Annotated in this window: 23 protein-coding genes and 1 tRNA gene; 9 read left to right on the forward strand and 15 right to left on the reverse strand. The window is 49.6% G+C overall.

Annotation, left to right across the window (positions count from 1 at the left end):
• Positions 1-314: 314 nt before the first annotated feature.
• The 5 genes from KO512_RS06035 to rpsU form a co-directional block, all read right to left on the reverse strand.
• Positions 315-391 (reverse strand) — tRNA-Ile (locus KO512_RS06035).
• Positions 392-534: 143 nt separating this feature from the next.
• A complete protein-coding gene (rpoD, locus tag KO512_RS06040; RefSeq protein ID WP_215951433.1) occupies positions 535-2340 on the reverse strand; it encodes an RNA polymerase sigma factor RpoD in 1806 nt (601 codons plus the stop codon).
• Positions 2341-2554: 214 nt separating this feature from the next.
• Positions 2555-4501, reverse strand: a complete 1947-nt coding sequence (dnaG, locus tag KO512_RS06045) for a DNA primase (protein ID WP_215951434.1) — start codon at positions 4499-4501, stop codon at positions 2555-2557.
• A gap of 44 nt (positions 4502-4545) precedes the next feature.
• Positions 4546-4995, reverse strand: coding sequence for a GatB/YqeY domain-containing protein (locus tag KO512_RS06050; RefSeq protein ID WP_215951435.1), 450 nt, complete (start codon positions 4993-4995; stop codon positions 4546-4548).
• A gap of 46 nt (positions 4996-5041) precedes the next feature.
• Positions 5042-5257, reverse strand: a complete 216-nt coding sequence (rpsU, locus tag KO512_RS06055) for a 30S ribosomal protein S21 (protein ID WP_019622914.1) — start codon at positions 5255-5257, stop codon at positions 5042-5044.
• Between the two features lie 218 nt (positions 5258-5475).
• Between rpsU and tsaD the strand changes: the two genes are divergently transcribed.
• A complete protein-coding gene (tsaD, locus tag KO512_RS06060) occupies positions 5476-6510 on the forward strand; it encodes a tRNA (adenosine(37)-N6)-threonylcarbamoyltransferase complex transferase subunit TsaD (protein WP_215951436.1) in 1035 nt (344 codons plus the stop codon).
• A gap of 627 nt (positions 6511-7137) precedes the next feature.
• Here the strand turns inward: tsaD and plsY are convergent.
• Entirely contained in the window at positions 7138-7728 is a 591-nt protein-coding gene (plsY, locus tag KO512_RS06065; protein ID WP_215951437.1) for a glycerol-3-phosphate 1-O-acyltransferase PlsY, read from the reverse strand.
• A gap of 95 nt (positions 7729-7823) precedes the next feature.
• Here plsY and KO512_RS06070 point away from each other — a divergent pair, with 95 nt between their 5' ends.
• From KO512_RS06070 to KO512_RS06090, 5 genes are read left to right on the forward strand one after another with little or no spacing between them, the layout of a single operon-like run.
• On the forward strand, positions 7824-8138 hold the full coding sequence (locus KO512_RS06070; protein WP_215951438.1) for a hypothetical protein: 315 nt from the start codon (positions 7824-7826) through the stop codon (positions 8136-8138).
• A 50-nt stretch (positions 8139-8188) separates the two neighbouring features.
• The gene (folB, locus tag KO512_RS06075; RefSeq protein ID WP_215951439.1) at positions 8189-8545 is read left to right on the forward strand and encodes a dihydroneopterin aldolase; all 357 of its coding nucleotides are present in this window, start codon (positions 8189-8191) and stop codon (positions 8543-8545) included.
• Positions 8545-9054 carry a 2-amino-4-hydroxy-6-hydroxymethyldihydropteridine diphosphokinase gene (folK, locus tag KO512_RS06080; RefSeq protein WP_215951440.1) on the forward strand — a complete coding sequence of 170 codons (510 nt, stop codon included), beginning with the start codon at positions 8545-8547 and terminating at the stop codon, positions 9052-9054. The genes folB and folK overlap by 1 nt, the downstream gene beginning before the upstream one ends.
• Positions 9055-9090: 36 nt before the next feature.
• Positions 9091-9687, forward strand: a complete 597-nt coding sequence (locus tag KO512_RS06085) for a LemA family protein (protein WP_215951441.1) — start codon at positions 9091-9093, stop codon at positions 9685-9687.
• Between the two features lie 35 nt (positions 9688-9722).
• A complete protein-coding gene (locus KO512_RS06090; protein WP_215951442.1) occupies positions 9723-11621 on the forward strand; it encodes a M48 family metallopeptidase in 1899 nt (632 codons plus the stop codon).
• Between the two features lie 96 nt (positions 11622-11717).
• Here KO512_RS06090 and KO512_RS06095 read toward each other — a convergent pair whose 3' ends face one another.
• Genes KO512_RS06095 through KO512_RS06135 form a run of 9 tightly spaced genes read right to left on the reverse strand, consistent with a single transcriptional unit; the run spans position 11718 to position 20906 of the window.
• A complete protein-coding gene (locus tag KO512_RS06095) occupies positions 11718-12458 on the reverse strand; it encodes a pteridine reductase (protein WP_215951443.1) in 741 nt (246 codons plus the stop codon).
• Positions 12458-13579, reverse strand: a complete 1122-nt coding sequence (locus tag KO512_RS06100) for a hypothetical protein (protein ID WP_215951444.1) — start codon at positions 13577-13579, stop codon at positions 12458-12460. The genes KO512_RS06095 and KO512_RS06100 overlap by 1 nt, the downstream gene beginning before the upstream one ends.
• 3 nt (positions 13580-13582) lie before the next feature.
• Positions 13583-13903 carry a thiosulfate sulfurtransferase GlpE gene (gene glpE, locus KO512_RS06105; protein WP_215951445.1) on the reverse strand — a complete coding sequence of 107 codons (321 nt, stop codon included), beginning with the start codon at positions 13901-13903 and terminating at the stop codon, positions 13583-13585.
• Positions 13903-14724: a symmetrical bis(5'-nucleosyl)-tetraphosphatase gene (locus tag KO512_RS06110; RefSeq protein ID WP_215951446.1), complete on the reverse strand. Its 822-nt coding sequence runs from the start codon at positions 14722-14724 to the stop codon at positions 13903-13905. Before KO512_RS06110 ends, glpE begins: the two co-directional genes overlap by 1 nt.
• Before the next feature lie 9 nt (positions 14725-14733).
• Positions 14734-15120 (reverse strand): Co2+/Mg2+ efflux protein ApaG, encoded by a 387-nt coding sequence (gene apaG, locus KO512_RS06115; protein WP_215951447.1) that lies wholly within the window; start codon positions 15118-15120, stop codon positions 14734-14736.
• Between the two features lie 19 nt (positions 15121-15139).
• Positions 15140-15940 carry a 16S rRNA (adenine(1518)-N(6)/adenine(1519)-N(6))-dimethyltransferase RsmA gene (gene rsmA / locus KO512_RS06120; RefSeq protein ID WP_215951448.1) on the reverse strand — a complete coding sequence of 267 codons (801 nt, stop codon included), beginning with the start codon at positions 15938-15940 and terminating at the stop codon, positions 15140-15142.
• Complete coding sequence (pdxA, locus tag KO512_RS06125; protein ID WP_215951449.1) at positions 15933-16937, reverse strand: 4-hydroxythreonine-4-phosphate dehydrogenase PdxA; 1005 nt, start codon at positions 16935-16937, stop codon at positions 15933-15935. Before pdxA ends, rsmA begins: the two co-directional genes overlap by 8 nt.
• Before the next feature lie 5 nt (positions 16938-16942).
• A complete protein-coding gene (locus tag KO512_RS06130; RefSeq protein ID WP_252734860.1) occupies positions 16943-18238 on the reverse strand; it encodes a peptidylprolyl isomerase in 1296 nt (431 codons plus the stop codon).
• Complete coding sequence (locus KO512_RS06135; protein ID WP_215951450.1) at positions 18225-20906, reverse strand: LPS-assembly protein LptD; 2682 nt, start codon at positions 20904-20906, stop codon at positions 18225-18227. Before KO512_RS06135 ends, KO512_RS06130 begins: the two co-directional genes overlap by 14 nt.
• A gap of 132 nt (positions 20907-21038) precedes the next feature.
• Between KO512_RS06135 and KO512_RS06140 the strand changes: the two genes are divergently transcribed.
• The 3 genes from KO512_RS06140 to djlA are packed head-to-tail and all read left to right on the forward strand — an operon-like array spanning position 21039 to position 23618.
• Positions 21039-22091, forward strand: a complete 1053-nt coding sequence (locus KO512_RS06140; protein WP_215951451.1) for an aminoglycoside phosphotransferase family protein — start codon at positions 21039-21041, stop codon at positions 22089-22091.
• Positions 22091-22783: an N-acetylmuramate alpha-1-phosphate uridylyltransferase MurU gene (murU, locus tag KO512_RS06145; protein WP_215951452.1), complete on the forward strand. Its 693-nt coding sequence runs from the start codon at positions 22091-22093 to the stop codon at positions 22781-22783. The genes KO512_RS06140 and murU overlap by 1 nt, the downstream gene beginning before the upstream one ends.
• Positions 22773-23618, forward strand: a complete 846-nt coding sequence (djlA, locus tag KO512_RS06150; protein ID WP_215951453.1) for a co-chaperone DjlA — start codon at positions 22773-22775, stop codon at positions 23616-23618. Before murU ends, djlA begins: the two co-directional genes overlap by 11 nt.
• Positions 23619-23641 lie beyond the last annotated feature (23 nt).

Genomic DNA, 23641 nt, shown 5'->3' on the forward strand with positions numbered 1-23641 from the left:
AGAGTGAGTCGAGCTTTTTCTATTGGGTGTTAAGAGAAGGGTGGGCCTTGCAGGACTTTAACACTGTGACCGATACATCTCTATTGAAGAGTGAGTCGAGCTTTTTCTATTGGGTATTAAGAGAAGGGTGGTGGGCCTTGCAGGACCTGAACCTGTGACCGATACAGCTCTATTGAAGAGTGAGTCGAGTTTTTTCTATTGGGTGTTAAGAGAAGGGTGGTGGGCCTTGCAGGACTTGAACCTGCGACCGATACATCTCTATTGAAGAGTGAGTCGAGTTCTTTTTCTGTGAGGATTATAGAGTACAGTAAAGGTGGTGGGCCTTGCAGGACTTGAACCTGCGACCGATCGATTATGAGTCGAGCGCTCTAACCAACTGAGCTAAAGGCCCCCATGGGATTTGGCTGTGATTACTTTCGTGCTAACGGTAAGTCGTATGACTGTTATGTTAACTAAGGTAAAAGCCACTCTCTGGGAGAGGACGCCCATAATACCACAGGATATTATGGGCGCAACGGTCTGATTTAAAAGATTTTAATGTTCGTCAAGGAAACTGCGCAGATGGTCTGAGCGGCTAGGGTGACGCAGCTTGCGAAGTGCTTTAGCTTCAATCTGACGGATACGCTCACGGGTTACATCGAACTGCTTACCGACCTCTTCAAGGGTGTGGTCAGTATTCATGTTAATGCCGAAACGCATACGCAGGACTTTGGCTTCACGGGCTGTTAAGCCTGCTAGAACGTCTTTAGTCGCTTCACGTAGACCTTCACCGGTGGCAGAGTCTACAGGGGAATCAATAGTGATATCCTCGATAAAGTCGCCTAAGCTTGAATCTTCATCGTCCCCGATAGGGGTTTCCATGGAGATAGGCTCTTTGGCTATTTTCAGCACCTTGCGGATCTTATCTTCCGGCATATCCATGCGTTCGGCCAGCTCTTCCGGAGAGGGCTCGCGACCCATTTCCTGAAGCATCTGACGGGAGATACGATTCAGCTTGTTGATCGTTTCGATCATGTGTACCGGAATACGAATAGTCCGTGCTTGGTCGGCAATCGAGCGAGTAATAGCCTGACGAATCCACCAAGTTGCATAGGTGGAGAATTTGTAACCACGACGGTATTCAAACTTATCCACTGCTTTCATCAAGCCGATGTTGCCTTCCTGAATAAGATCAAGGAATTGCAAACCGCGGTTGGTGTATTTTTTCGCGATAGAGATAACCAAGCGAAGGTTGGCTTCAACCATCTCTTTCTTCGCTCTACGGGCACGGGCTTCACCGATCGACATGCGACGGTTAACCTCCTTCATCTCGTTGAGTGTCAGATGGATATCTTGTTCTGAATGAACCAGTTTTTTCTGTGCACGGCGCAGTTCAATCTCATGACGTCGGAGTATTTTTGCGTAATCCGTATCAGCGTTAAGTAGATTGTCTAGCCATTCACTATTGGTCTCGTTGCCCGGAAACTCTTTGATAAACTGACGACGGGGCATTTTTGCACGCTGGGTGCAAATCTGCATAATCGTACGTTCCTGCTTACGAATCTTATCAATAGAGCTGCGCACATTCGTTACTAGCATATCGTAATAACGTGGCGACAGCTTGATTGGTGAAAAGGCACCTGCTAGTTCTTCAAAAGCTTTGGCAGCGGTTTTGCTATTACGACCTTCTTTTGCGACGGCTTTTTGGTAAGTGCTAAACGTGCTGCGCAATAGTGTAAAACGTCGCTTGGCTTCTTCTGGATCCGGGCCGCGTTCTTTCTCTTCGTCATCATCGTCATCGCTAGCCGCTTCGGCTTGCTGCGCTGCAGATGGGATTTCGACACCGTCATCAGGATCGATATAACCACTGAAAATATCGCTTAAGCGACCTTCTTCTTCAACGGTATGATCATAGGCGGCAAGGATGGCATCAACGGAACCCGGAAATGCAGCTAAACCGGCCATCACTTCACGTAGGCCTTCTTCGATCCGCTTAGCTATCTCGATTTCGCCTTGACGCGTCAGGAGTTCAACCGTCCCCATTTCACGCATATACATGCGTACAGGGTCGGTAGTACGGCCAGCGTCTGACTCCACCGCAGCCAATGCGGCAACGGCTTCTTCATCTGCTTCTTGAGCGGAGTCGCCTTCGGTCATCAGCAGGGTTTCTGCGTCTGGCGCTTCTTCGGTGACCGAGATACCCATATCGTTGATCATACGGATTATATCTTCGACCTGGTCCGGATCAGCAATATCTTCTGGCAGATGGTCATTAACTTCAGCATAGGTAAGGTAGCCTTGTTCCTTACCTCTTGCGATCAATTCCTTGAGGCGTGACTGCTGCTTTGAGGTATCTGACATAATTGCCCTTCAGTGATGACAAAAGTGAAAAAAATTAGCCCGATATTATAGCGATTTCGGGTGGGGAATTCTACAGACGGCCTAAACTTATAAGGATCATTCCCCTATAAAAGTAGACTATTTTCAATGCACTGGGGCAGAAAGGTGAAAATAAGTCTGAGTTTTCTCTGTGGATTAATTATGGGGGTGGTTTGACTAATTTCAAGGTGGAGGGCTATTTTTCGGGTGTCTTTCTTAGTCGGCTGCCGGCTTGTTGCATGATTAATTGGTTGAGACGTTGTTTATCGTCTGCGCTCAGGTGGCCTTGAGACTTGAGTTGTAGGATCTCACGGTCAAGGTGTCGCTCTTGTAATCGGTTTAGGCAATCGCTTAATACTTGCTGAGTATTACTCGAATCAATGATCGGCGTTTGGTGGGCGATCTCATTAAGTTGCCGGATGAGCGGTTTGAGATGCTCATGCTCCTGCCAGTCGACCGCTAAAATGCCCGGCGTGACGCCCGGGTGTTCTTGTAAGTAGGTCGCTAGCTGATAGAGCAATATTTCAGCACTGTCATCGGAGCTGGCAAGTATCTCAAGGTTGCTGCATTGGCTGGCCAGCGAGGGCAGGTGTAGCAAAATAGATACGGCTGTGCTGCTCGGGTTAAAGTGTACTGCTGAGCCGCCAGGTGGTGCTGGGCGGAATTTCTTATTGCCTTTGCCGAACTCTTTTTTTGACTTTCGATTCTGGCTGTTTTGGCTAAAACTGCTGTTCTCAAAGCTATTGAAATCAGGTGGTTGATCAAAATAGCCGTCGTCTTGATAGTTGGCTGCTTCGTAGGCGTAATCGGGCTCTGGCGCCGCGTGGCTGACAGTGGTTTCCTGAAGATTGTTAACGCTCACTAACTGTTCAAGGCTAAGTCCGGTGAGTTCTGAAATTTTTTCCTGCATCATCTGTTTAAGGATACCAGGCTGCATCTGATCAATCAGTGGTAGTGCTTGATTGCTAAATCGAGCACGGCCATCGAGTGAGAGCATGTCGGCCCCATCTTCCAGTGTTTTAAAGAAGAAATCAGACAGTGGTAATGATTCGCTGAGGCGCTGTTCAAACTTTTCACAGCCTTCTTGGCGCACTAAACTATCGGGGTCTTCGCCTTCGGGGAGAAATAGAAAGCGTGCCTGTTTGCCGTCCGTGATAACCGGCATCGTGGTGTCGAGTGCTCGTTTTGCTGCTTTTCGTCCTGCGGCATCACCATCGAAGCAGAAGATGACTTCGGGGACCATCTTCAGTAGTCGTTCAAGGTGTTGTGCGGTGGTGGCGGTGCCTAGGGTGGCGACCGCATAACCAATGCCATATTGGGCTAAGCCGACCACGTCCATATAGCCTTCGACGATAATAAGACGGTCGAGTGTTTGGTTAAATTTGCGGGCTTCATATAAGCCGTAGAGCTCGCGGCTTTTATGAAAGGTGTCGGTTTCAGGCGAGTTGAGGTACTTGGGTTTTTCATCGCCGAGTACACGGCCGCCAAAGGCGATTACCCGACCACGCATATCCCGTATTGGAAACATAATACGTTCCCTGAAGCGGTCATAATAGCGATCGGTTTCCTCTTTTTTGATCAGCATGCCGGCTTGTTCAAGCCTGACTTTAGTTGCTTCATCTTTGGCGAGTTTTTTGAGTAGGTTGTCCCAGCCAGGTGGTGCGTAACCAATACCGAAGCGGGCGGCAAATTGCCCAGTCAGGCCGCGGTCTTTAAGGTAGTTAACGGCGATCTCTTTATTTGAATGCTCTCTAAGCTGTCGCTGGTAAAAAGCGGAGGCTTCTTCCAGTAGGGCGTAGATATCTTTGATGCGCTGCTCTCGTTGGTGATCAACGGGGCCGTCAGCTTTTGGCATCTCGACGCCGGCCAGCTTGGCGAGCTCTTCTACGGCTTCCGGAAAGCTAAGACGGTCATGTTCCATTAAAAAGCTGAGCGAATTACCACCTGCACCGCAACCAAAGCAGTAATAAAACTGTTTTTCATTGTTAACGGTAAATGAAGGAGATTTTTCTTTATGGAACGGGCAGAGGCCTGAATAGTTTTTGCCGCTACGTTTGAGCTTTACGCGGGCTTCAACGATATCGACAACGTTGACGCGTGCAAGGAGATCATCAATGAAAGATTGCGGTATTCGTCCGGCCATAATGTCAGACTACCTGCTAATTAGGGGTGGGGTCAGCAGTTATGTTAACTATTTAATGCGTTTTTGACGAGTTGGCTGATAGCGCCCATATCTGCGCGACCTTGGGCCTGAGGTTTTACCAAAGCCATGACTTTGCCCATCTCTTGCATATTTTGCGCGCCGGAATCTGCTACGGCTTGCTCAATAATGATGGCAAGTTCTGCTTCTGTCAGAGGCTGAGGCAGAAACTCCTTGATAACAAGAAGCTCCTGTTGCTCAATATCGGCCAGATCATCACGACCAGCAGTGTTAAACTGCTCAATCGAGTCGCGGCGCTGTTTTTGCATTTTATCCAGCGTTGCGATTACTCGTGCATCATCTAATTCAATACGCTCATCCACTTCGATGCGTTTGAGCTCAGAGAGGATCATTCGGATAGTACCCAAGCGCTCTTTTGCTTTCGCGCGCATGGCTGCTTTCATCTCGGCACTGATGCGTTGCTTCAGTTCGGACATACCGATCTCCTATCTGTATTGAGCTAAGTGATGCTGGGTAAAGATCTTAGTACAGACGTACGCGGCGCTGGTTTTCGCGCTGAACTTTCTTCAGGTGACGCTTAACAGCAGCAGCAGCCTTGCGTTTACGGATTGAAGTTGGCTTTTCGTAGAATTCACGACGACGCACTTCAGCCAGTACACCGGCTTTTTCGCAAGAACGTTTGAAACGACGTAGCGCTACGTCAAATGGCTCGTTTTCTTTAACTTTAACTGCTGGCATATAATACCTTACCTATCCTGTAGAAATTTAATGTCTGTTCCGCTGAGTATTAGACACAGCTGGCCAATAAGGGCCGGTATTTTATTCTTATGGATCGACAGTGTAAAGCCTAAATACGATGAAATGATTGTTAAAATGGATGATAATAGCTCGATCTCAACTGTCCTGCGGCTTTAGGGCAGGCATTTATCCATGATTATGAGCGAGAACAGTTAACAATGCGTGTGTTAGGAATCGAAACCTCCTGTGATGAAACCGGTGTGGCTATCTATGATAGTGAGGCTGGCTTGTTGGGTGATGCTCTCTATAGTCAGATTGCAGTGCATGCTGAATATGGTGGTGTTGTGCCTGAGTTGGCATCCAGAGATCACGTGCGTAAGTTATTGCCGTTGGTCAAAGAGGTTTTGCAACAGGCGAATATGACAGGTAGTGAACTGGATGCGGTTGCTTATACAGCAGGCCCAGGCCTTATTGGTGCATTAATGGTGGGGGCTTCTACGGGGCGGGCTATGGCGCTGGCGTGGGATATTCCGGCGATTGGTGTGCATCATATGGAGGGGCACTTATTAGCGCCGATGCTGGAGGAACATCCACCGGCGTTTCCATTTGTCGCACTGTTAGTGTCTGGTGGGCATACGCAGTTGGTGCAGGTTGATGGCATCGGTGAATACACATTACTAGGCGAATCCCTCGATGATGCCGCCGGTGAAGCCTTCGATAAAGCCGCGAAGATGATTGGTCTTCATTATCCAGGTGGGCCAGAAGTGGCTCGTCTGGCTGAGCAGGGAGATCATAGTCGGTTTCGTTTTCCACGGCCAATGACCGATCGTCCGGGCTTGGATTTCAGTTTCAGTGGTTTGAAAACATTCACGCTGAATACGTCCAATGACTTGAAGGTTGATGGCGAGTTGTCAGACAAGGATCGATGCGATATTGCCGCGGCCTTTGAGGATGCGGTGGTTGATACTTTGGCGATTAAATGCCGTCGAGCGTTACAGCAAACGGGTTTTAAACAGTTAATTATTGCCGGTGGTGTGAGTGCCAATCAGCGCTTGCGAGATCGATTAGAAGAGATGGTTAAGAAAGAGCGAGCCTCTTTATTTTATGCCCGTCCTCGTTTTTGTACCGATAATGGCGCGATGATAGCCTATGCCGGCTGTCAGCGTCTTATGGCGGGGCAGAGTAGTGATTTGTCGATCCAGTGTCAGCCCCGTTGGCCGATGGATAGCCTTGAGCCTATCGCTAAAGGTTAAATTAAGAGGTTAACGGGATCATAAGTTTTTTTACCCATGGAGCCGTTTTTTTCATCCGCATTACCGGTGCGGTTCATTCTTCACCGGCACCTTACGGTTATGGCGGTTTTTCATCCGTATTAGCGGTGCGGTTCATTCTTCACCGGCACCTTACGGTTATGGTGGTTTTTCATCCGTATTAGCGGTGCGGTTCATTCTTCACCGGCACCTTACGGTTATGGTGGTTTTTCATTCGAATTACCGGTGCGGTTCATTCTTCACCGGCACCTTACGGTTATGGCTGTTTTTCATCCGTATTATCGGTGCGGTTCATTCTTCACCGGCACCTTACGGTTATGGCGGTTTTTCATTCGAATTACCGGTGCGGTTCATTCTTCACCGGCACCTTACGGTTATGGCGGTTTTTCATCCGCATTGCCGATGCGATTCACTCTTTACCGGCACCTTACGGTTATGGCGGTTTTTCATCCGTATTACCGGTGCGGTTCATTCCTCACCAGCACCTTACGGTTATGGTGGTTTTTCATTCGAATTGCCGGTGCGGTTCATTCTTCACCGGCACCTTACGGTTATGGTGGTTTTCATTCGAATTACCGGTGCGGTTCATTCTTCACCAGCACCTTACGGTTATAGCGGCGTTTCGCAATGGTTTAATAGGTTGCGGATATTTTGATGATGGGTGGCTAATATCAGGCTGCTCATGATCAGTATCGGTATAAATAATGCAGGGATTAGCACCCAGCAGAAAATGGGGCTCATCAGTGCCATGCATACCGCTGCCAGCGATGAAATTCGGCGGGAAGCTAATAAAATAAGCCAGATAGTGGCTTGAAACAGCGCGAGTCGATAGTCCAAAAACAGGCAGCAGCCGAGCATTGTTGCCACGCCTTTGCCACCCCTGAAACCTAGAAAGATCGACCAGACATGGCCGATCAAGGCGGATATTCCTACCAGTGCCTGATCAAATAGCGTTAGATCCATCCATTGTGCGATGGATACCGCTAGCATGCCTTTACTCAGGTCTCCGGTCAGCGTTAATAGGGCAGCCGCTCGATTACCTGTCCTTAAAACATTGGTTGCCCCAGGGTTGCCTGAGCCGAGTTGACGAGGATCGCCGATCCCCATAAAGTGGCAAACAAGTACCGCATTGGAGATCGAACCCAGCAGATAGGCGATGATCATCACGGTGAGCGTTGTTGCGGCATCTGCTTCGATCATAGTCCTGTTCTGCTGCTTTTTATGGGTTAGACTATTTTTTATAGCGTACTTAAGCAGAGGATGAAAGAAATATAAGAAGGTTGAGGTATTCAAGGATGAATAAAATAATAGTATTAATGCTGTTGTTACTGTCAAACGCTTGTTCTGCTGGCTTACGAATGGAAGATGGTAGTTTGATTAGGGCGGGTGATAATATTGCGCTTCTCCATGCTCGGTGGGGTAAAGAAGATATGAGGCTCACGAGTGAAAGAACCTGTAACCACATCATTCAGTTAAAGCGGCGCTACTGTTCTTCTCTGCGTCTCGTTTGGCGACGTGATGGTCGATATATACTGGTGCAGGTGTCAGGGCGTATGATTATTAAAACAGGTTGGACTCGATCAAAGAGAGTGCTTAAAGAGGCGCTTTAAATCGTTTGTGAAAAATCTGACATCAATTACTGGATCTTAAGGGTTTTGTCTTGGATATTGTGTACATAGAGGGTTTAAAAGTAGAGACCGTCATTGGAATCTACGATTGGGAACGCGAAATCCGCCAGACGGTATGTCTGGATATTAAGATGGCGACAGATATTCAGCAGGCTGCGGCGGCTGAGGATATTGATAGCACCCTTAATTATAAGACGGTGTCTGATCGTTTAATCAGTTTTATTGAAACCAGTGAATTTTTGTTGGTGGAAACCATGGCTGAAGAGATTGCTCAAATTGTTTTGGATGAATTTGGTGTGCGTTGGCTCAAACTTAAACTGGGTAAACCCGGTGCAGTGCCGATGGCACGAGATGTGGGTGTAATTATTGAACGGGGAGAGCGCTTCTGATGGCTGAGGTGTTTGTGAGTATCGGTAGCAATACCGAACGTGAAGTCTATATTAAGCGTTGCCTTGATGCGCTGGATGCACAGTTTGAAAAATTAGCATTATCGTCGGTATACGAAAGCGAGCCGGTCGGTTTTGAGGGTGATAGTTTCTACAACCTCGTGGCATCGTTTAAAACGGATCTGTCAGTCGCTGAACTGAGTAAAACGTTGAAGCAAATTGAAGATGATAACGACCGTTGTCGTACCGCTGAAAAATTTAGCGGCCGAACGCTAGACGTAGATATTCTTACCTATGATGCGCTTATCGGTAAGATTGACGGTGTTACGCTGCCACGTGGAGAGATCACAGAAAATGCTTTTGTGTTGTGGCCGCTCGCGGAGTTAGCACCGAAAGCTCGGCATCCTGTGCTAGCGGAAACTTATCAACAGCTGTGGCTCGATTACGATAAAGAGAAACAGTCGCTGTATCCAGTGCCGTTTATCTGGCGGGAGAACGATCTTTCAGCTTGATTGCACTGCGATATTGATATCAAAAAGGGGAATAAAATGGGTATAGGTTCACTGGTTTTTTTGGTCATTGTTGCTGCATTGGTATTCTATGTGGTGGCGATCTACAACCGTTTAGTGACGCTGAAAAATCGCTTTCAGAATAGCTTTGCGCAGATCGATGTGCAACTTAAGCGGCGTTACGATCTTATCCCCAATTTGGTAGAAACAGCTAAAGCGTATCTTGAGCATGAGCGGGGTACACTGGAAGCGGTTATTGCTGCGCGTAATGAGGCGGTAGCGGGTCTTAAAGCGGCTGCGGCTGATCCGAGTAGTGGTCAAGCGTTATCTCAACTGGCGCAAGCTGAGGGCGGTTTGCAGAGCGCACTGGGTAAAATGAATATTGTGGTTGAGGCTTATCCTGAACTCAAAGCAGACGCGAATATGCGCCAGTTGAGTGAAGAGTTGACCTCAACGGAAAATCGAGTGGCCTTTTCACGGCAGGCCTTTAATGATGCCGTCACCGAATACAATAGTTATAAGCAAAGCTTCCCGCCGGTGATTTTGGCTGGAACCTTTGGTCATGTTAAGGATGCTTCACTGCTTGAATTTGCTGATCGTGAGCAGATACAAGCTGCGCCGAAAGTTAGCTTTTGATTAGCGGTGATAAGGATTAGTGATCGGCGCTGTCTATGAATTTCTATACTGCTCAAGATCAGGCACGTAAACGCAGCCGTCTTTTGTTGTTGCTGTTTGTGCTGTTAAATATTGCCTTAGTGTGTCTGATTAACCTGCTATTTGCCTGGTATCTCTGGGTGAATGATGATCCTCTCTTACAGGCCGATCGGGTCTTTCTAGATTACCTTAGTTGGGAACGCATATTGGTGGTTGCTATGGCAATCGCACTACTGCTGCTGTTTGCTGCTTGGCTCAAATGGCTCGATGTGAAACAGGGCGGTGGCGCGGTGGCTGAACAGCTTGGTGGAGAACAGGTATTGCCGCTGACCACCGATATCGCTGAGCGCCGTCTGATCAATGTCGTTGAGGAGATGGCGATTGCGGCTGGAGTACCGGTGCCACCGGTCTATGTGATGCGCCGAGAAGCAGGTATCAACGCTTTTGCGGCAGGGCTGGGGCTCACTGATGCTGCGATCTGTGTCACCCGAGGAGCGCTAGATAGCCTTAATCGAGATCAGCTGCAGGGGGTTATCGCGCACGAATTTAGTCATATATTGAACGGCGATATGCGTCTTAATATGCGTTTGCTGGTGATGCTTCACGGGATGGTTTTTTTTGCTGAGCTGGGTCGTGTGTTTGCGAGTAGTCGCGGCAGTTGGTGGGTCGATTCCACTAAGTCACGTAGTTCCAGTCGTGGTTACCTCGTCTTGTTAGGGGTTGGCTTGATGGTGGTTGGCTGGTGTGGCGTGATGGCTGGCAATATGATTAAAGCGGCGATTAGTCGGCAGCGTGAGTTTCTGGCGGATGCCTCTGCGGTGCAGTTTACCCGCAACCCTGAAGGGATTGGCGGGGCGCTGAAAGTGATTGGCGGTAGCCATGTGCAAGGGCATTTAGAGCATCCGGAGTGTCAGGAAGCAGGCCATCTGTTTTTTTCGGCGGTCATGCCGAGCTGGCTTTGGTCGACACATCCACCGTTAGATGTACGTATTAGAAAGGTCGACCCTCATTGGGATGGCCGCTATCTTGAGCCTCAAGCCTCATTATCCGAAACCAAAGCGAATGCGGATAAAGCGATCAAGGCCAATCGTCCCGAGAAGCGAGTGCTTGAGGGCTTGCTAGGAGGTTTGGCGGGTGTTGAGCTGATGACTGATTATCACGCGCCCGAGGTTGTTGCGGGGCCATTGGAAGACTCGCTGTATCAGTTGGCAAGGGATCCTTATGATGCCCGCGTCGTTCTGCTGGGGTTGCTGATCGATGGGGATCAGGCGATACGACAGCGGCAGTTGAACCTAATAGACGGCGAAGAGCATGCTTTGGCTGATAGGCTAAGGGGGCGCTTTGAACAGTTTGAACAACTGTCCCGCGCTGAATATTTGGCTTTGATCGAGCTGACTCTGCCTGCATTGAAGGCGCAGTCAGCGACACAATATAAAGCGTTTAAGCGATTATTGTTGCAAGTGGTGCAGGCGGATCAGCAGATTGACCTGTTCGAGTGGGTGCTGTATCAGTTGGTTAGCCGCTATTGTGACGCGCACTTTGGCGCAGTGCGGCCACGGGAAAATCGACATAAGCAGATCGATTCATTAGCCGATGAGTATGCGGTGGTGATTTCGATGCTGGCCTATCATGGTGAAAGTTCGGACGAGGTAACGCTCACCGCTTTTAATCGGGGTGCTGGGGTGGCTGGGCTGTATATACTCAAGATCGTTCCTCGATCAAATTGCACACGTGAACGTTTTTCGGCGGCGGTGGTTGAGTTAGCGGCGGCCACACCATTTCTACGTCAGCGGATGCTTAAAGGTATGGTGCAGGTGGTACGCCATGACGGTCAGATTTTACCACTCGAACGGGAACTCATGACCGCGATTGCCGCTGTAATGGAAAGCCCATTAACAGGGCTGGATGAGGATTAAAACGATACTAGGGCTAAGCTTAGTTAAGTTTAATTCGCGCTAAGTTTAAGCAAGAGCTATGTTAAACGGAATGCTTAGTGAGTGCGGCGTTTAAAGCTAGTGGCTATAGAGTGATTTTCCGCCATCCACCGCAATAATTTGACCGGTGATAAAGTTCTGCTGTGCCAGAAATAATACGGTCTCGGCAATATCTTCAGGGGCTCCCGCCCGTTTTAGCAGCGTTTTATCCACAATAGCCGCCTGTTCTTCTGAGCTGATAGACGCTGCTTGTTCCGGCCAAAGAATCGGTCCTGGTGCCACACCATTGACGCGTACCTTTGGTGCTAGCTCTTTGGCTAGACTGAGGGTCATCATCTGTAGACCCGCTTTGGCGATTGAGTAGATTGGATATCCCGGCAGTGCGCGTTGGGCGTGGATGTCGATCAGATTGATAATACAGCCCTGCTGCTGAGTCAATGAAGCCGCCAATTGGGCTGACAAAAAGTAAGCGGCTTTGAGGTTACTGTTAATCAGGTCATCCCACTGCTGATCGCTGCTCTGCTCCAGCGGGGTGGGGTAAAACGAGGATGCATTATTGACCAGTAGGTCGAGCTGGCCCCAGCGCTTGAGTGCTTGAGTAGCCAGCAATGAGACCTCTGCAGAGCTGTTCAGGTCTGCCTGAAGCACACAGGCACTATCGGCTTTCGTGCCGTTGAGTTCTTCTGCGAGTTGCTGTGCTTCTGCTAGAGAATGATGGCAGTGAATAACAACCCGATAGCCCTGTTGCCACAGATGGCGGGTGATAGCGGCACCAATGCGGCGTGCGGCACCGGTAATCAAGGCGACAGGTTGGCTCATTATAATTGCCCATCGATCTGTTGTTGGCAGGTTTGTAATTGTGCCTGTTGAATAGCTTTACCTAGCGCCTTACCCTTAAACCCCTGTTGCATGAGTTGTTTGGGGTCCACTTGCTGTAGCGCTTGCAGCAGTTCGGGGAGAAGAGTTGTTACGCTTAGGTCCTCAGAGCAGATCAGAGCGCAGCCCTGCAAGAGTAGGTTAAGATGCTCAGAACGTCGCAGTAGATCGAGATCTTTGACTAACTCAAGTCGTTGCTGGGCATCGAGTTGAGCAAAATGGCACAGTCGATCGGCTTGGGCGCTAAACTGTAGCGCTAAATCTCGGTACGCATTAGGGGCGCGATGAACATCACAAAACGCCTTGATCTGTTGATAGCGTTCGCTTTCAGAGACGTTAGCAAAGGCGCTGCGCAGTAGTATGGCGAAACGTGTCCGAGCGTCGGCGGGCTGGCTGATGGCGCTGAGTGTCTGTGGGTCATCTACCGCAGAAAGTAGCTCAGGGAAGAGTACTGAGAGAGCATTCGCCTGTTTTAACGTTAACAAAAACTGCTGCGGTGCCGTTTCACCCAAGGCCCGCTGAAACTCCTGCCATACCCGCTCAGCGGTGAGATGTTCCAGTTCATCGCTGGCGGCGAGTTGCTGCATTAGTTTCAGGGTATCGGGGGCAATGGTAAATCCCAATGGCGCATAGCGTGCTTGAAAACGCGCCACTCTAAGCACCCGAAGGGGATCTTCAGCAAAGGCGGGTGAAACATGACGGAGGATTTTTTGTTGGAGATCCTGCTGGCCATGATAAGGGTCGATGATGTTGCCCTGAGTGTCCATCGCCATCGCATTGATGGTCAAGTCTCGGCGAATCAGATCCTCTTCTAAGGTAACTTCTGGGCTGGCATGGTAAAGAAAGCCCGTATAGCCTTTGCCTGACTTTCGTTCGGTGCGCGCCAGTGCGTATTCTTCGCCGCTCTCGGGGTGAATAAACACCGGAAAGTCTTTGCCGACGGGGCGGAAGCCCTGTTGCTGCATCTGTTCGGGTGTTGCCCCGACGACCACCCAGTCTTTATCGTAGATGGGGTAATTAAGTAATCCGTCTCGAACCGCGCCGCCTACCAGATAGATCTGCATGATTTATTGGTTAGCGCACTGTTCGGGGCGGCTTGCTTGCCAGAGCTCGAAGCCGCCATCGAGGCTATACACTTGGTCAAAGCCTTGTTGGATGAGAAAGCCTGCGGCCGACTGACTGCTAAAACCGTGGTAGCAGCAAACGATCACCGGAGTATCCATATCGGCGGACTGAATGAAGTCGTGTAGCGTTTCATTATTAAGATGAATGGCGTTTTTGATATGGTTCTGTTGATAGCTTTGTGGATCGCGAATATCAGCAACCACCGCGCCCTCAGCGATAAGTGTTTCTGCTCGAGGGATATCGATACATTCAAAGGTGTCCATCAGTTGCCGTACCTCATTTTACTATTAACAGAAAATAGCTGTTGATCTTCAAGTCGAAGGGCCGTGAGTTTACCACCCCAAACGCAGCCGGTATCTAAGGCATACACGTTTGCCCGATCGGCTTTACCTTCCAGAGCAGCCCAGTGGCCAAAGACGATACGCGTTTTTTTCAGCGCCTTGCCCTCATGGCTGAACCAGGGCAAAAAGCCTGTAGGCTGGCTAGACAGTGAGCCCTTAGCGGAAAACTCCATCTGTCCCTTGCTATCGCAAAAGCGCATACGGGTAAAGTAATTGGTGATGGTTCGCAGGCGGTCAAAACCTTCTAGATCGTCAGACCAGCAGTTAGGTTGATTGCCATACATGCGCTTGAAAAATTCAGCGGCGAGGGTGCTTTGTAGTATCGCTTCTACCTCTCTGGCGCGTTTATGAGCTTTTTTGAGCGACCATTGCGGCGGAATACCGGCATGCACCATGGTAAACCCAAGTGGTTCATCGGTCACCAGCAGCGGTTGTGAGCATAGCCATTTCATCAGTTTGTCGGCATCAGGCGCTTGCAAGATATCATTAAAGGTATCTGAGCGTTTACTCTTGATTGTGCCGCTGTAGACCGCCAATAGATGCAGATCATGGTTACCCAGTGTGACCACAACACGGTCACGAATGCGATAAAGGAACCGCAGGGTTTCGAGTGATTTAGGGCCACGGTTAACGAGATCGCCGGCCAGCCAAAGGCGGTCGTTATCGCTAAAGTTGATATGCTGCAACAATGCCTGTAGCTCATCATAGCAGCCTTGGATATCACCAATTGCGTAGGTTGCCATTTGGTTACCTCAGTGCAGTGCGTTTGGCAAGGCGAGGGTGAAGGGTTCAATGTCGGCATTGAAGGTTTGGCCGTCATGGGTCTTCATCTGATAGTGTCCCTGCATACTGCCGACTCGCGTGGCCAGTACGGTGCCACTGGTATAACTGTAGCTTTCCTGGGGTTCGATGACGGGTTGTTCGCCAATGACGCCTTCGCCTTCCACTTCCTGAACCTGCTCATCGCCATCAACAATCAGCCAGCGACGGCGCAGCAACTGCACCGGTTGAGGCTCAAGGTTGGTGATGGTGATGTGATAGGAAAAGACAAAGCGCTTTTTTTCCGGATCGGATTGCTCCGGAAGATAGGCGGTTTTCACATTAATGTCGATATTATGAGCGGTGTCTGAGTAGATCATATAGTTTCGTTATCAGTTGTTATTTACTGCTCAGATAATCACTTATCCGGATAAAGTCAGTCAGTGCTAGTCGTTCGGGGCGAAGGCCGGGATCGATACCCAGTGATTCGATTTCATCGACGGCGAGCAAAGGCTTGAGATTGTTACGCAGGGTTTTTCTGCGTTGCCCAAAGGCGGTACGAACCACGGTTTCGAGTTTACTAATGTCCTGCGCTTTATGCGGCAGTTCTTTGTAAGGGATGAGACGCACAATGGCGGAATCAACCTTAGGTGCAGGATCGAATGCGTGGGGCGGTACCAAAAACAGAGGTTCGATTTGGCAATAATACTGAGCCATGATACCGAGTCGGCCATAGGCGCTGTCACCCGGTTGCGCCGCGAGTCGATCGACAACCTCTTTCTGTAGCATAAAGTGCATATCTTCGATCTGATCAGCAAAGGTGAGTAGATGGAAGATCAGCGGTGTGGATATGTTATAAGGCAGGTTGCCGACAACGCGAAGCTGTTCGTCCTGTTGTTGCAATGTGCTGAAATCAAACTTCAGCGCATCACCCTCATGGATAGTGAATTTATCCGCATAGCTAAAAAACTTGGTGCGCAAGATAGGTATCAGATCACGGTCGAGCTCGACCACATCAAGACGCTGACATAGATCCAGTAGCTCTTCAGTGATGGCACCGAGTCCAGGCCCAATCTCTATCAGGTGCTGTTGTTCGCCGGGCGCAATAGCGCGGATAATACGGCGAATAACGCCCTGATCTTGAAGGAAATTCTGACCAAAACGTTTACGTGCTTTATGACCTGTAGGCTTATTACTCATTCACTGTTCCGGTATGACGGTTAGCTGCCATCTCGGCAGCGTAATTGATGGCGGTTAGCAAACTGCCGTAATCGGCTTTGCCGGTGCCGGCTAGGTCCAGCGCGGTGCCATGATCAACCGAGGTGCGGATAATCGGCATCCCTAGCGTGATATTAACTGCTTGGCCAAATCCTTTGTATTTCAATACGGGTAAACCTTGATCGTGATACATCGCCAGTACAGCATCGGCGGTTTTCAGTAGTTTATCCGTAAATAGGGTGTCGGCGGGCAGTGGGTCGCTGAGATTATAACCTCGGGCGCGCAGACGATCGATGACCGGCTGAATGACGTCGATCTCTTCTCGGCCCATGTGGCCGCCTTCACCGGCATGCGGGTTGAGTCCGGCAATCAAAATTCTGGGGTTATCTAAGCCGAAACTTTGCTGGAGGTCTTGGTGTAGGACCTCTAGCACTTGTTCTAATAATGGCTGGGTGATGGCGGCTGGGACTTCGGACAAGGGCAAATGCGTGGTCGCCAGCGCAACCCGTAATCCTTCGGTCGCCAGCATCATAACAACCTTGCGGGTGTCAGTTAGTTGTTCGAGAAACTCGGTATGACCACTGAACGGGATTCCGGCATCATTAATAACCGCTTTATGTACCGGGGCGGTCACTAGCGCTGCAAATTCACCACTTTGGCAGCCGCGGGTTGCGCGGGTCAGCGTGTCCAAAATATAACGGGCGTTCGCGGGGTTTAACTGTCCGGCGACCGTCGCTTTGACCAAACTGATCGGTTCTATCCACAAGGTACCAGGCGCTGTCGGAATGACGGGCATAGTGGCATCGTATGGCAGCAGCGTGATCGGCAGGTTAAGCTGACGCGCTCGCGCCTGCAGCATCAAAGGATCCGCAATAACGACTAATTGATGATTATGTCCCTGCTGGGCGATCTGAATACATAGATCCGGCCCTATGCCGGCAGGTTCGCCCGGTGTTAGGGCCAGTCTATATGTTTGCATCGGTATTATTTAAGCTCGATATATGCCTGAGAACGAATTTCGCGTAACCAGTTTTGCAGTTCTTCATTGAACTTGCGCTGACGGATTGTCGCTCGGGCCTGATTGGTTTTCATCTCTTCGCTCATATCCTGCTGTCGACGATCGTCTACTTTGAGAATGTGCCAACCAAAGCGTGATTCAAATGGTGCGCTGATCTCACCCTTCGGAGTGCTGAACATCACTTCTTCAAATTCAGGCACCATCTGTCCGGGTTGAGCCCAGCCGATTGAACCGCCTAATGAGCCACTAGCTGGATCATCACTGAGTTGTTTGGCCAGTTCTTCGAAAGGAACACCCTGTTGCAGCTTCTGGTATATAGCGTCGATCTCGCGACGAGTTTGGGCGGCAGAACGGATCTCATTCGGGCTGAGAAGGATATGTCGCACCTTAACCTGATTGACCAGTTGGACCGTATCGCCCTGTTTGTCATTGACCTTTAAAATATGGAAACCGCTAGGGCTACGCAGTGGTGCGCTAAATTCGCCAGGGTTTAACTTCTCTACCACCGCAGAGAACTCTTCAGGCAGTTCATTCAGTTTACGCCAGCCAATTTCACCGCCTTTTAAGGCATTAGGACCCTTGGATTGGGCAATTGCTGTTTCAGCGAAATCAGCACCGTTTTGTAATTGTGCTGAAATACTGTCGGCTTGTTGTTGTGCCGCTTGAAGCATTTTTGAGGTTGCCTGCAGCGGTACGGCGATCAGTATTTGAGAGATATTATAGCTTGCGGTATTGGCCTGTTCGCCCTGATGAGAGCTGAGGAAATTATCTATTTCCTGCTGAGAGACATTGATACGGCTGTTGACGATACGTTGCTGAATTCGCTGAATGAGCATCTCATTGCGAATTTGTTGGCGTACCTGAGCGTAATCCTGTCCTTCCGCGATCAGTGCTTGGCGAAACTGATCCAGTGTTAGTTTTGAACTGGCTGCGATACGTTCGATCGAAGCATTAAGTTCGCTATCACTAATGCGAATGCCGCGTTCTTTACCGATCTGTAGCTGAATATTATCCAGTATTAAGCGGTCTAGCACTTGGCTTTGTAACGTTTGCTCATCCGGTAAGTTACGTCCCTGAGCGTTGAGTCGGCTTTTAATGATCGCCTCCCGTTCGCTCAGTTCGCTTTGTAGAACGATATCATCGTTAACAATAGCGACAATTCGGTCGAGTGGAATATCTGCGGCGCTGGCCGAGACGCTGAGGCCTAAAAATAGGGCAGCCAGTGATGGCTTTAATTTTTTTATGAGCTTAGTAGTCATCATTCTCTTCACGTTCTTGAAAGCCAGCAATATCTTGTAACGCGCTACTGCCGTTACCAATTGCGCCTAATCCTTTCAGGATAAATTGTAGAAACAGGGCGGTATCTTCTTGACCATCGCTATCATCCTCTATCCATTGGCGTGCAGCAACCCGAACTTTCCAGCAACAACTAGCATACTCCAAGCCAAGCATGGCTTCAGGAGTCTGTGAGTTCTCGAAATCTTCCTGCCAGCGTCCCATGGCGGTCCATTCCGGTGAGAGTGGCCAGATAAATGAAACTTCAGTTTGGTTACGGGTATCTTCCCGGTAACGGTAGCTGACATTGATCACTTTATCGATCGCCGGAGTGTAGCGTATTTTAAAGTTGCTCTCTAATGGATTTAGATTGTTCTTATCCAACTCGGTATCGATTGAGAAACGAAGTTTTGAGTAAGGGTTCCAGTCGACTTCAGCGGCAAAGTTCGATTGTGCTTCTGTATCGACACTGGTATCGCCATTAAGTTGCACTGTGCGGTCGGCAAAATAGTAGGCTTGTGCCAGCCCTACATGGGCCATTTCACTGCCGTCTTCACGGTAAAAGCCGGAACCGACCCCTGCCGTTACTTGCTGGGCATCACCAATCTTATCGAGACCGGTAAAACGGTTTTCTCTGAATAAAGCGTCATAGCTGAAGTCTGCTTCAGCGGTATCAAAGTCTGGAATGCCCTGCTGATCCTCTTCTTGGCTATAGAGCGCGAATAGGCGCGGTTCAAGAGTTTGGGTGTACTCGCCGGCTTGACGTTCATACAGTAGTCCGGAGTCAATACTGAAGACCCCTGTCGCGCGGCTGATGCTGTCATCTTCTCCCGCTATTTGATCTTCTAGTTCATATTGGCTTAACCAATAGCTCAGTTTCGGTGTTAGGAAGCCCCAAGATGAGATCATGGGCATGCTAATTGAGGGTTGAACATGGAAACGGGTGCCGGTGACTCGATCAATACCTGTGAGATCTTCGATATCACGATCAAACTGTGTTGCATCGGTTAGGTAGCTCAATACGACTTCTTGACCCAAATCATAGCTGTAACTGCCTTTAACTCGTAGCTGTGGCATTCGTTGATAAGGAGAGTCGCTATCGTTGATGGTTTGGTAGCTGTGCGCTCGCAGCGTGGCTTCCCAGTTTTGCTGGCTATAGGTCGCTTCTGCCAATTGATCCAGATGGTTAGAGCGGTCGACTTCCAAGCTGGAGCCAAGATCATCGAAGTAATCGTCATCACTGACCGCATTAAAGTCGATCTCGCTGCTCCACGCACCTTTGTAACCGGTATGATCGATGCCGACCAGCCAACGATCACGGTCTGCCTGACTATCATCGAACATCAAGCCAGTGCTAAGCGTTTGCTGGCCATAGCCATTCATATGACGAAATTCATTTTCTAGCAACAAACCACGTTCGGTGAACACTTTAGGTGTCAGCGTATCATCATAATTGGGTGCTAGGTTGAAATAGTAAGGGGTGGCTATTTCAAGCCCATCATCATTGGAATAGCCGAATGAAGGGAATAAAAAGCCTGAGTGGCGAAGATCATCAATCGGAAACTCTAAATAGGGAAAATAAAATATTGGCGTGTCACCCACTCGAAGCGTGGCATGACGGGCGGTACCAAAGCCTTTATTTGGATCGAGCACTAGAGAATCAGAAGCAATCTCCCAACTTCCATCTGCTGGTGGGCAGGTGGTGTAACTACTCTGTTCCATCCGTATGCGATTGTCTTGCAAACGAATAATACGCTTAGCTTCACCCCGTAGCGATTGTTCATGAACGATGTAGTCAGCATCGCTGATAACGGTTTCACCGGTGAGCGAATTGGTCTGCGCCTGAGCGCCCCTTAGTAGTAGACCAGGCTCTCGGTAACGGATATCCCCAGTCATGGTGATCTGGTTTGATACCTGATCCACTTCTGCGAAATTACCCCGTAGAAAATGACCCTGTTGACGTAGTTCTACATTACCTTCTAACTGTGTGAGTCCGCCAAGCTCAGTTTTTGAGCTGTCAGCATCAACGGTGAGCTTTTGGCTGTTGTCTGTCGCTATTTCAGTACTTGGCTCGATATAAACGCCATAACAAGCTTTTGACGCTCCGGTAATGGGATACCAATCTTGGCTGGCGTAACGAATATCACTTAGATCGGCTTGATCTTTTAGAGCCTCTAGGCGTTGCTGTTTCGCCGTTTGCTTTGGCTGACGCACGACAGGCGCTGAGGTCTTTGGTGTCGCTGTGGTTGTATCTGAAGTCGCTACGGTGTTTGTTACTGCGGCTGTAGCCGGTTGGCTTGTCGCCACCGGCGAGCTTGGCTCATTGCCTGCACATGCCCAACCGCCGGTAGCACTCGCCTCGCAGAGCCAAGCACCATTAACCTGTGGTTTGGCTGCGTCTACTTGAGTCATGATGGGCGCGACTTTGACCTCGGTGCTTTTGGTTGCGACGGTTTGCGTCACCGCGTCTTCTGCTGGAGACAGAAGAGCCTCCCTTTCGGGCTGATCGCATTGCCAGCTTTGACCATTTTCCATGGTGCAGGTCCACAGGGCATCACGGATATTGGGGTCCGTTTCTGCGCCAAGGAGCATTGTCGGCGTTGCAGCAACAATCGCCAGTGTGAGTGTGTAGGAAGAACGTCTTGAGAACGGCATTCAGATTGTCCATTAGGAAGCGTAGAAAAAGTGTCTTTTCTCTTATCGCTAAACCTTGATTCGAGTAACATAGCCCATTGAGCATGGCATGATAAAACATTCAGCTATAACAAGGCTAGGGGATTGATAGATATGGGACAAAGGCTGGCCGGACTCAGGCAGTGGATAGAGCAGGTTTTTGCCGAGCTAAAGATCGATCTGGCGACGGATTGGCAGTGTGTTCCAGTGTCGGGAGATGCGAGTTTTAGACGTTATTTTCGCGTCATTAGTGGTGATCATAGTTGGATTCTGATGGATGCCCCGCCAGAAAAAGAGGACAGCCACCCCTTTGTTGCCATTGCCAACGCCTGGCAGCCGCTAAAGATTAATGCACCGGTGGTGCATGCAGTGGATTTTGATCAGGGCTATATGCTGCTGTCAGATTTAGGCGATGATCTATATCTCGGCGAGTTAAATGATGACAGTGCCGATGTGCTTTATCGGCAGGCTTTTATGGCATTGACTCAGTTACAGCCCTGTCAGACGATCGTTGGCCATGATTTGCCAGTCTATGATCGAGCGCTGCTACAGCGAGAGATGGATCTTTTTCGTGATTGGTTGGTGGCCGATCTGCTGGGAATTGACCTAGGGCCGGGGGTTAAGCATCTGTTTGCTGAGGTGTCTGAGTATCTTATCCAAGCAGCACTGGAGCAGCCGACTGTCTGTGTTCATCGTGATTATCACTCGCGTAATTTGCTAGTGGATGGTGACAATACGCCGGGGGTGATCGACTTTCAGGATGCGGTAATCGGTCCGGTGACTTATGATTTGGTGTCACTGTTGCGAGATTGTTATATCGAATGGCCGGATAAACGGGTGTATGGCTGGGTCGATGAGTTTGGTGAGTTGCTGGTGGCCGAGGGGTTACTTGCCCATTACGAGCGGGAAACTTTTTATCGCTGGTTTGATCTGATGGGCGCGCAGCGTCATTTGAAGGCGGCAGGTATTTTTGCTCGATTATGGTTGCGAGACGGTAAAGCCGGCTATCTTGAAGATATTCCCCGCACCCTGAATTACATTATCCGAGTTGCCGGGCGTTATGATGGGTTATTAACCTTTGCGGCTTGGTTGCAGGACGTTGTGGTGCCGGCCATGTATGCCTGTGAGCAATTCGAGCCGAAACATCTGGATAAGTGGTTTAGCTGATGCGGGCGATGATACTGGCCGCGGGGTTAGGCACTCGGATGCGTCCTTTGACTCTGACAACGCCAAAGCCGCTACTACCGGTGGCGGGGAAGCCGTTGATTGAATACCATATTGAACGACTAGTCGCAGCTGGGGTCACGGAGATAGTGATTAACCATGCTTGGCTAGGCGAACAACTGGAAGCCTGGGTGGGTGATGGTCGTCGTTGGGGAGCGAGTGTGCATTGGTCTCCTGAGACTGAACCGTTAGAAACCGGCGGGGGAATCTTTCGAGCACTGCCTTTTTTGAGTGATATGGGGGAACCCTTTCTCTTGGTGAATGGGGATGTCTTTACGAACTACCCCTTTGCTTCCTTGTTGTCCCACTCATTTGGCTCTGATGATCTGGCCCATCTGGTTATGACGGAGAATCCCGCGCATAATCCCGCCGGTGATTTCCAATTACTGCAGGATCGCATCGTTGAGCAGGGGGATGCTAAAACAACGTTTAGCGGGATCAGTCTGCTTTCCCCAGAATTGTTTGAAGGTTGCCATGAGGGTAAATTCCCGCTGGCACCGCTGTTGCGCCGAGCCATGCAGTCACATTGTGTGACGGGGGAGTTTTTTTCGGGGTATTGGCGAGATATAGGGACGCCTGAGCGACTTCAGGACGTCAGTGAAGATATTAATAAAGGTCGGATAGATGGCATTTAGAAGTGAGAAGGCAGGGTTTAGCCTGGGTCAGTTGGTCCGCAGAAACCGCACCGCTTTGATTATAGGTGGTTTTATTGGCTTGCTGAGCGGTGGCTTATTTGGTCTGTTATTAGGTGCGGGTATCGGTGTAGCACTGTCGGCCGCGTTGAAAAATGCCTTAGGCAACGCTTTGAATCCGCAGGATGCCTTTTTTAAGGCCACCTTCACGGTGATGGGTAAGCTGGCTAAAGCAGATGGTCATGTCAGCGAAGCGGAGATCCAATACGCCCGGGAAGTCATGAGCCGGATGGGATTGAGTGAAGAGCGTCGTCTTGAAGCGATGGCGCTGTTTTCGCAGGGCAAAGAGAGTGATTTTGATATCGCTGAGGTGATGCGCCCGTTGAGTGCGCTGATTCGGTTTCGTATCCCGCTGAAATTGATGTTTGTCGAAATACAATTACAGGCGGCAATGGCTGACGGCCAGGTTAGCGAAGCTGAAACCGTTATTATTCGCGAGGTCTGTGGGCTGCTGCAGATGTCTCAAGCGGAGATGGCGGCACTGATCGCGCGGATGCAATCGCAGTTCTCTTATCAACAGCATAGTTATCAGTCTCATCAAGGTGGTTATGTCTCAGAGCATGAGCTGCTAAAAGAGTCTTACGGTGTACTAGGGGTCGATGAATCGGTGTCAGATGCCGAGCTTAAAAAAGCTTATCGCCGCTTAATGAGCCAGCACCACCCAGATAAGTTGGTCGCCAAAGGATTGCCTGAAGATATGATGCAGCTGGCGAAGGAGAAAACTCAAGAGATTCAGGGTGCCTATGACCGGATACGAACGGCTCGGAAAAATCGCTGAGTGACGCGCTGTGCTTTAACCGG

Source organism: Amphritea atlantica, from assembly GCF_018860855.1.
GTDB classification, from domain to species: Bacteria; Pseudomonadota; Gammaproteobacteria; order Pseudomonadales; family Balneatricaceae; genus Amphritea; species Amphritea atlantica_A.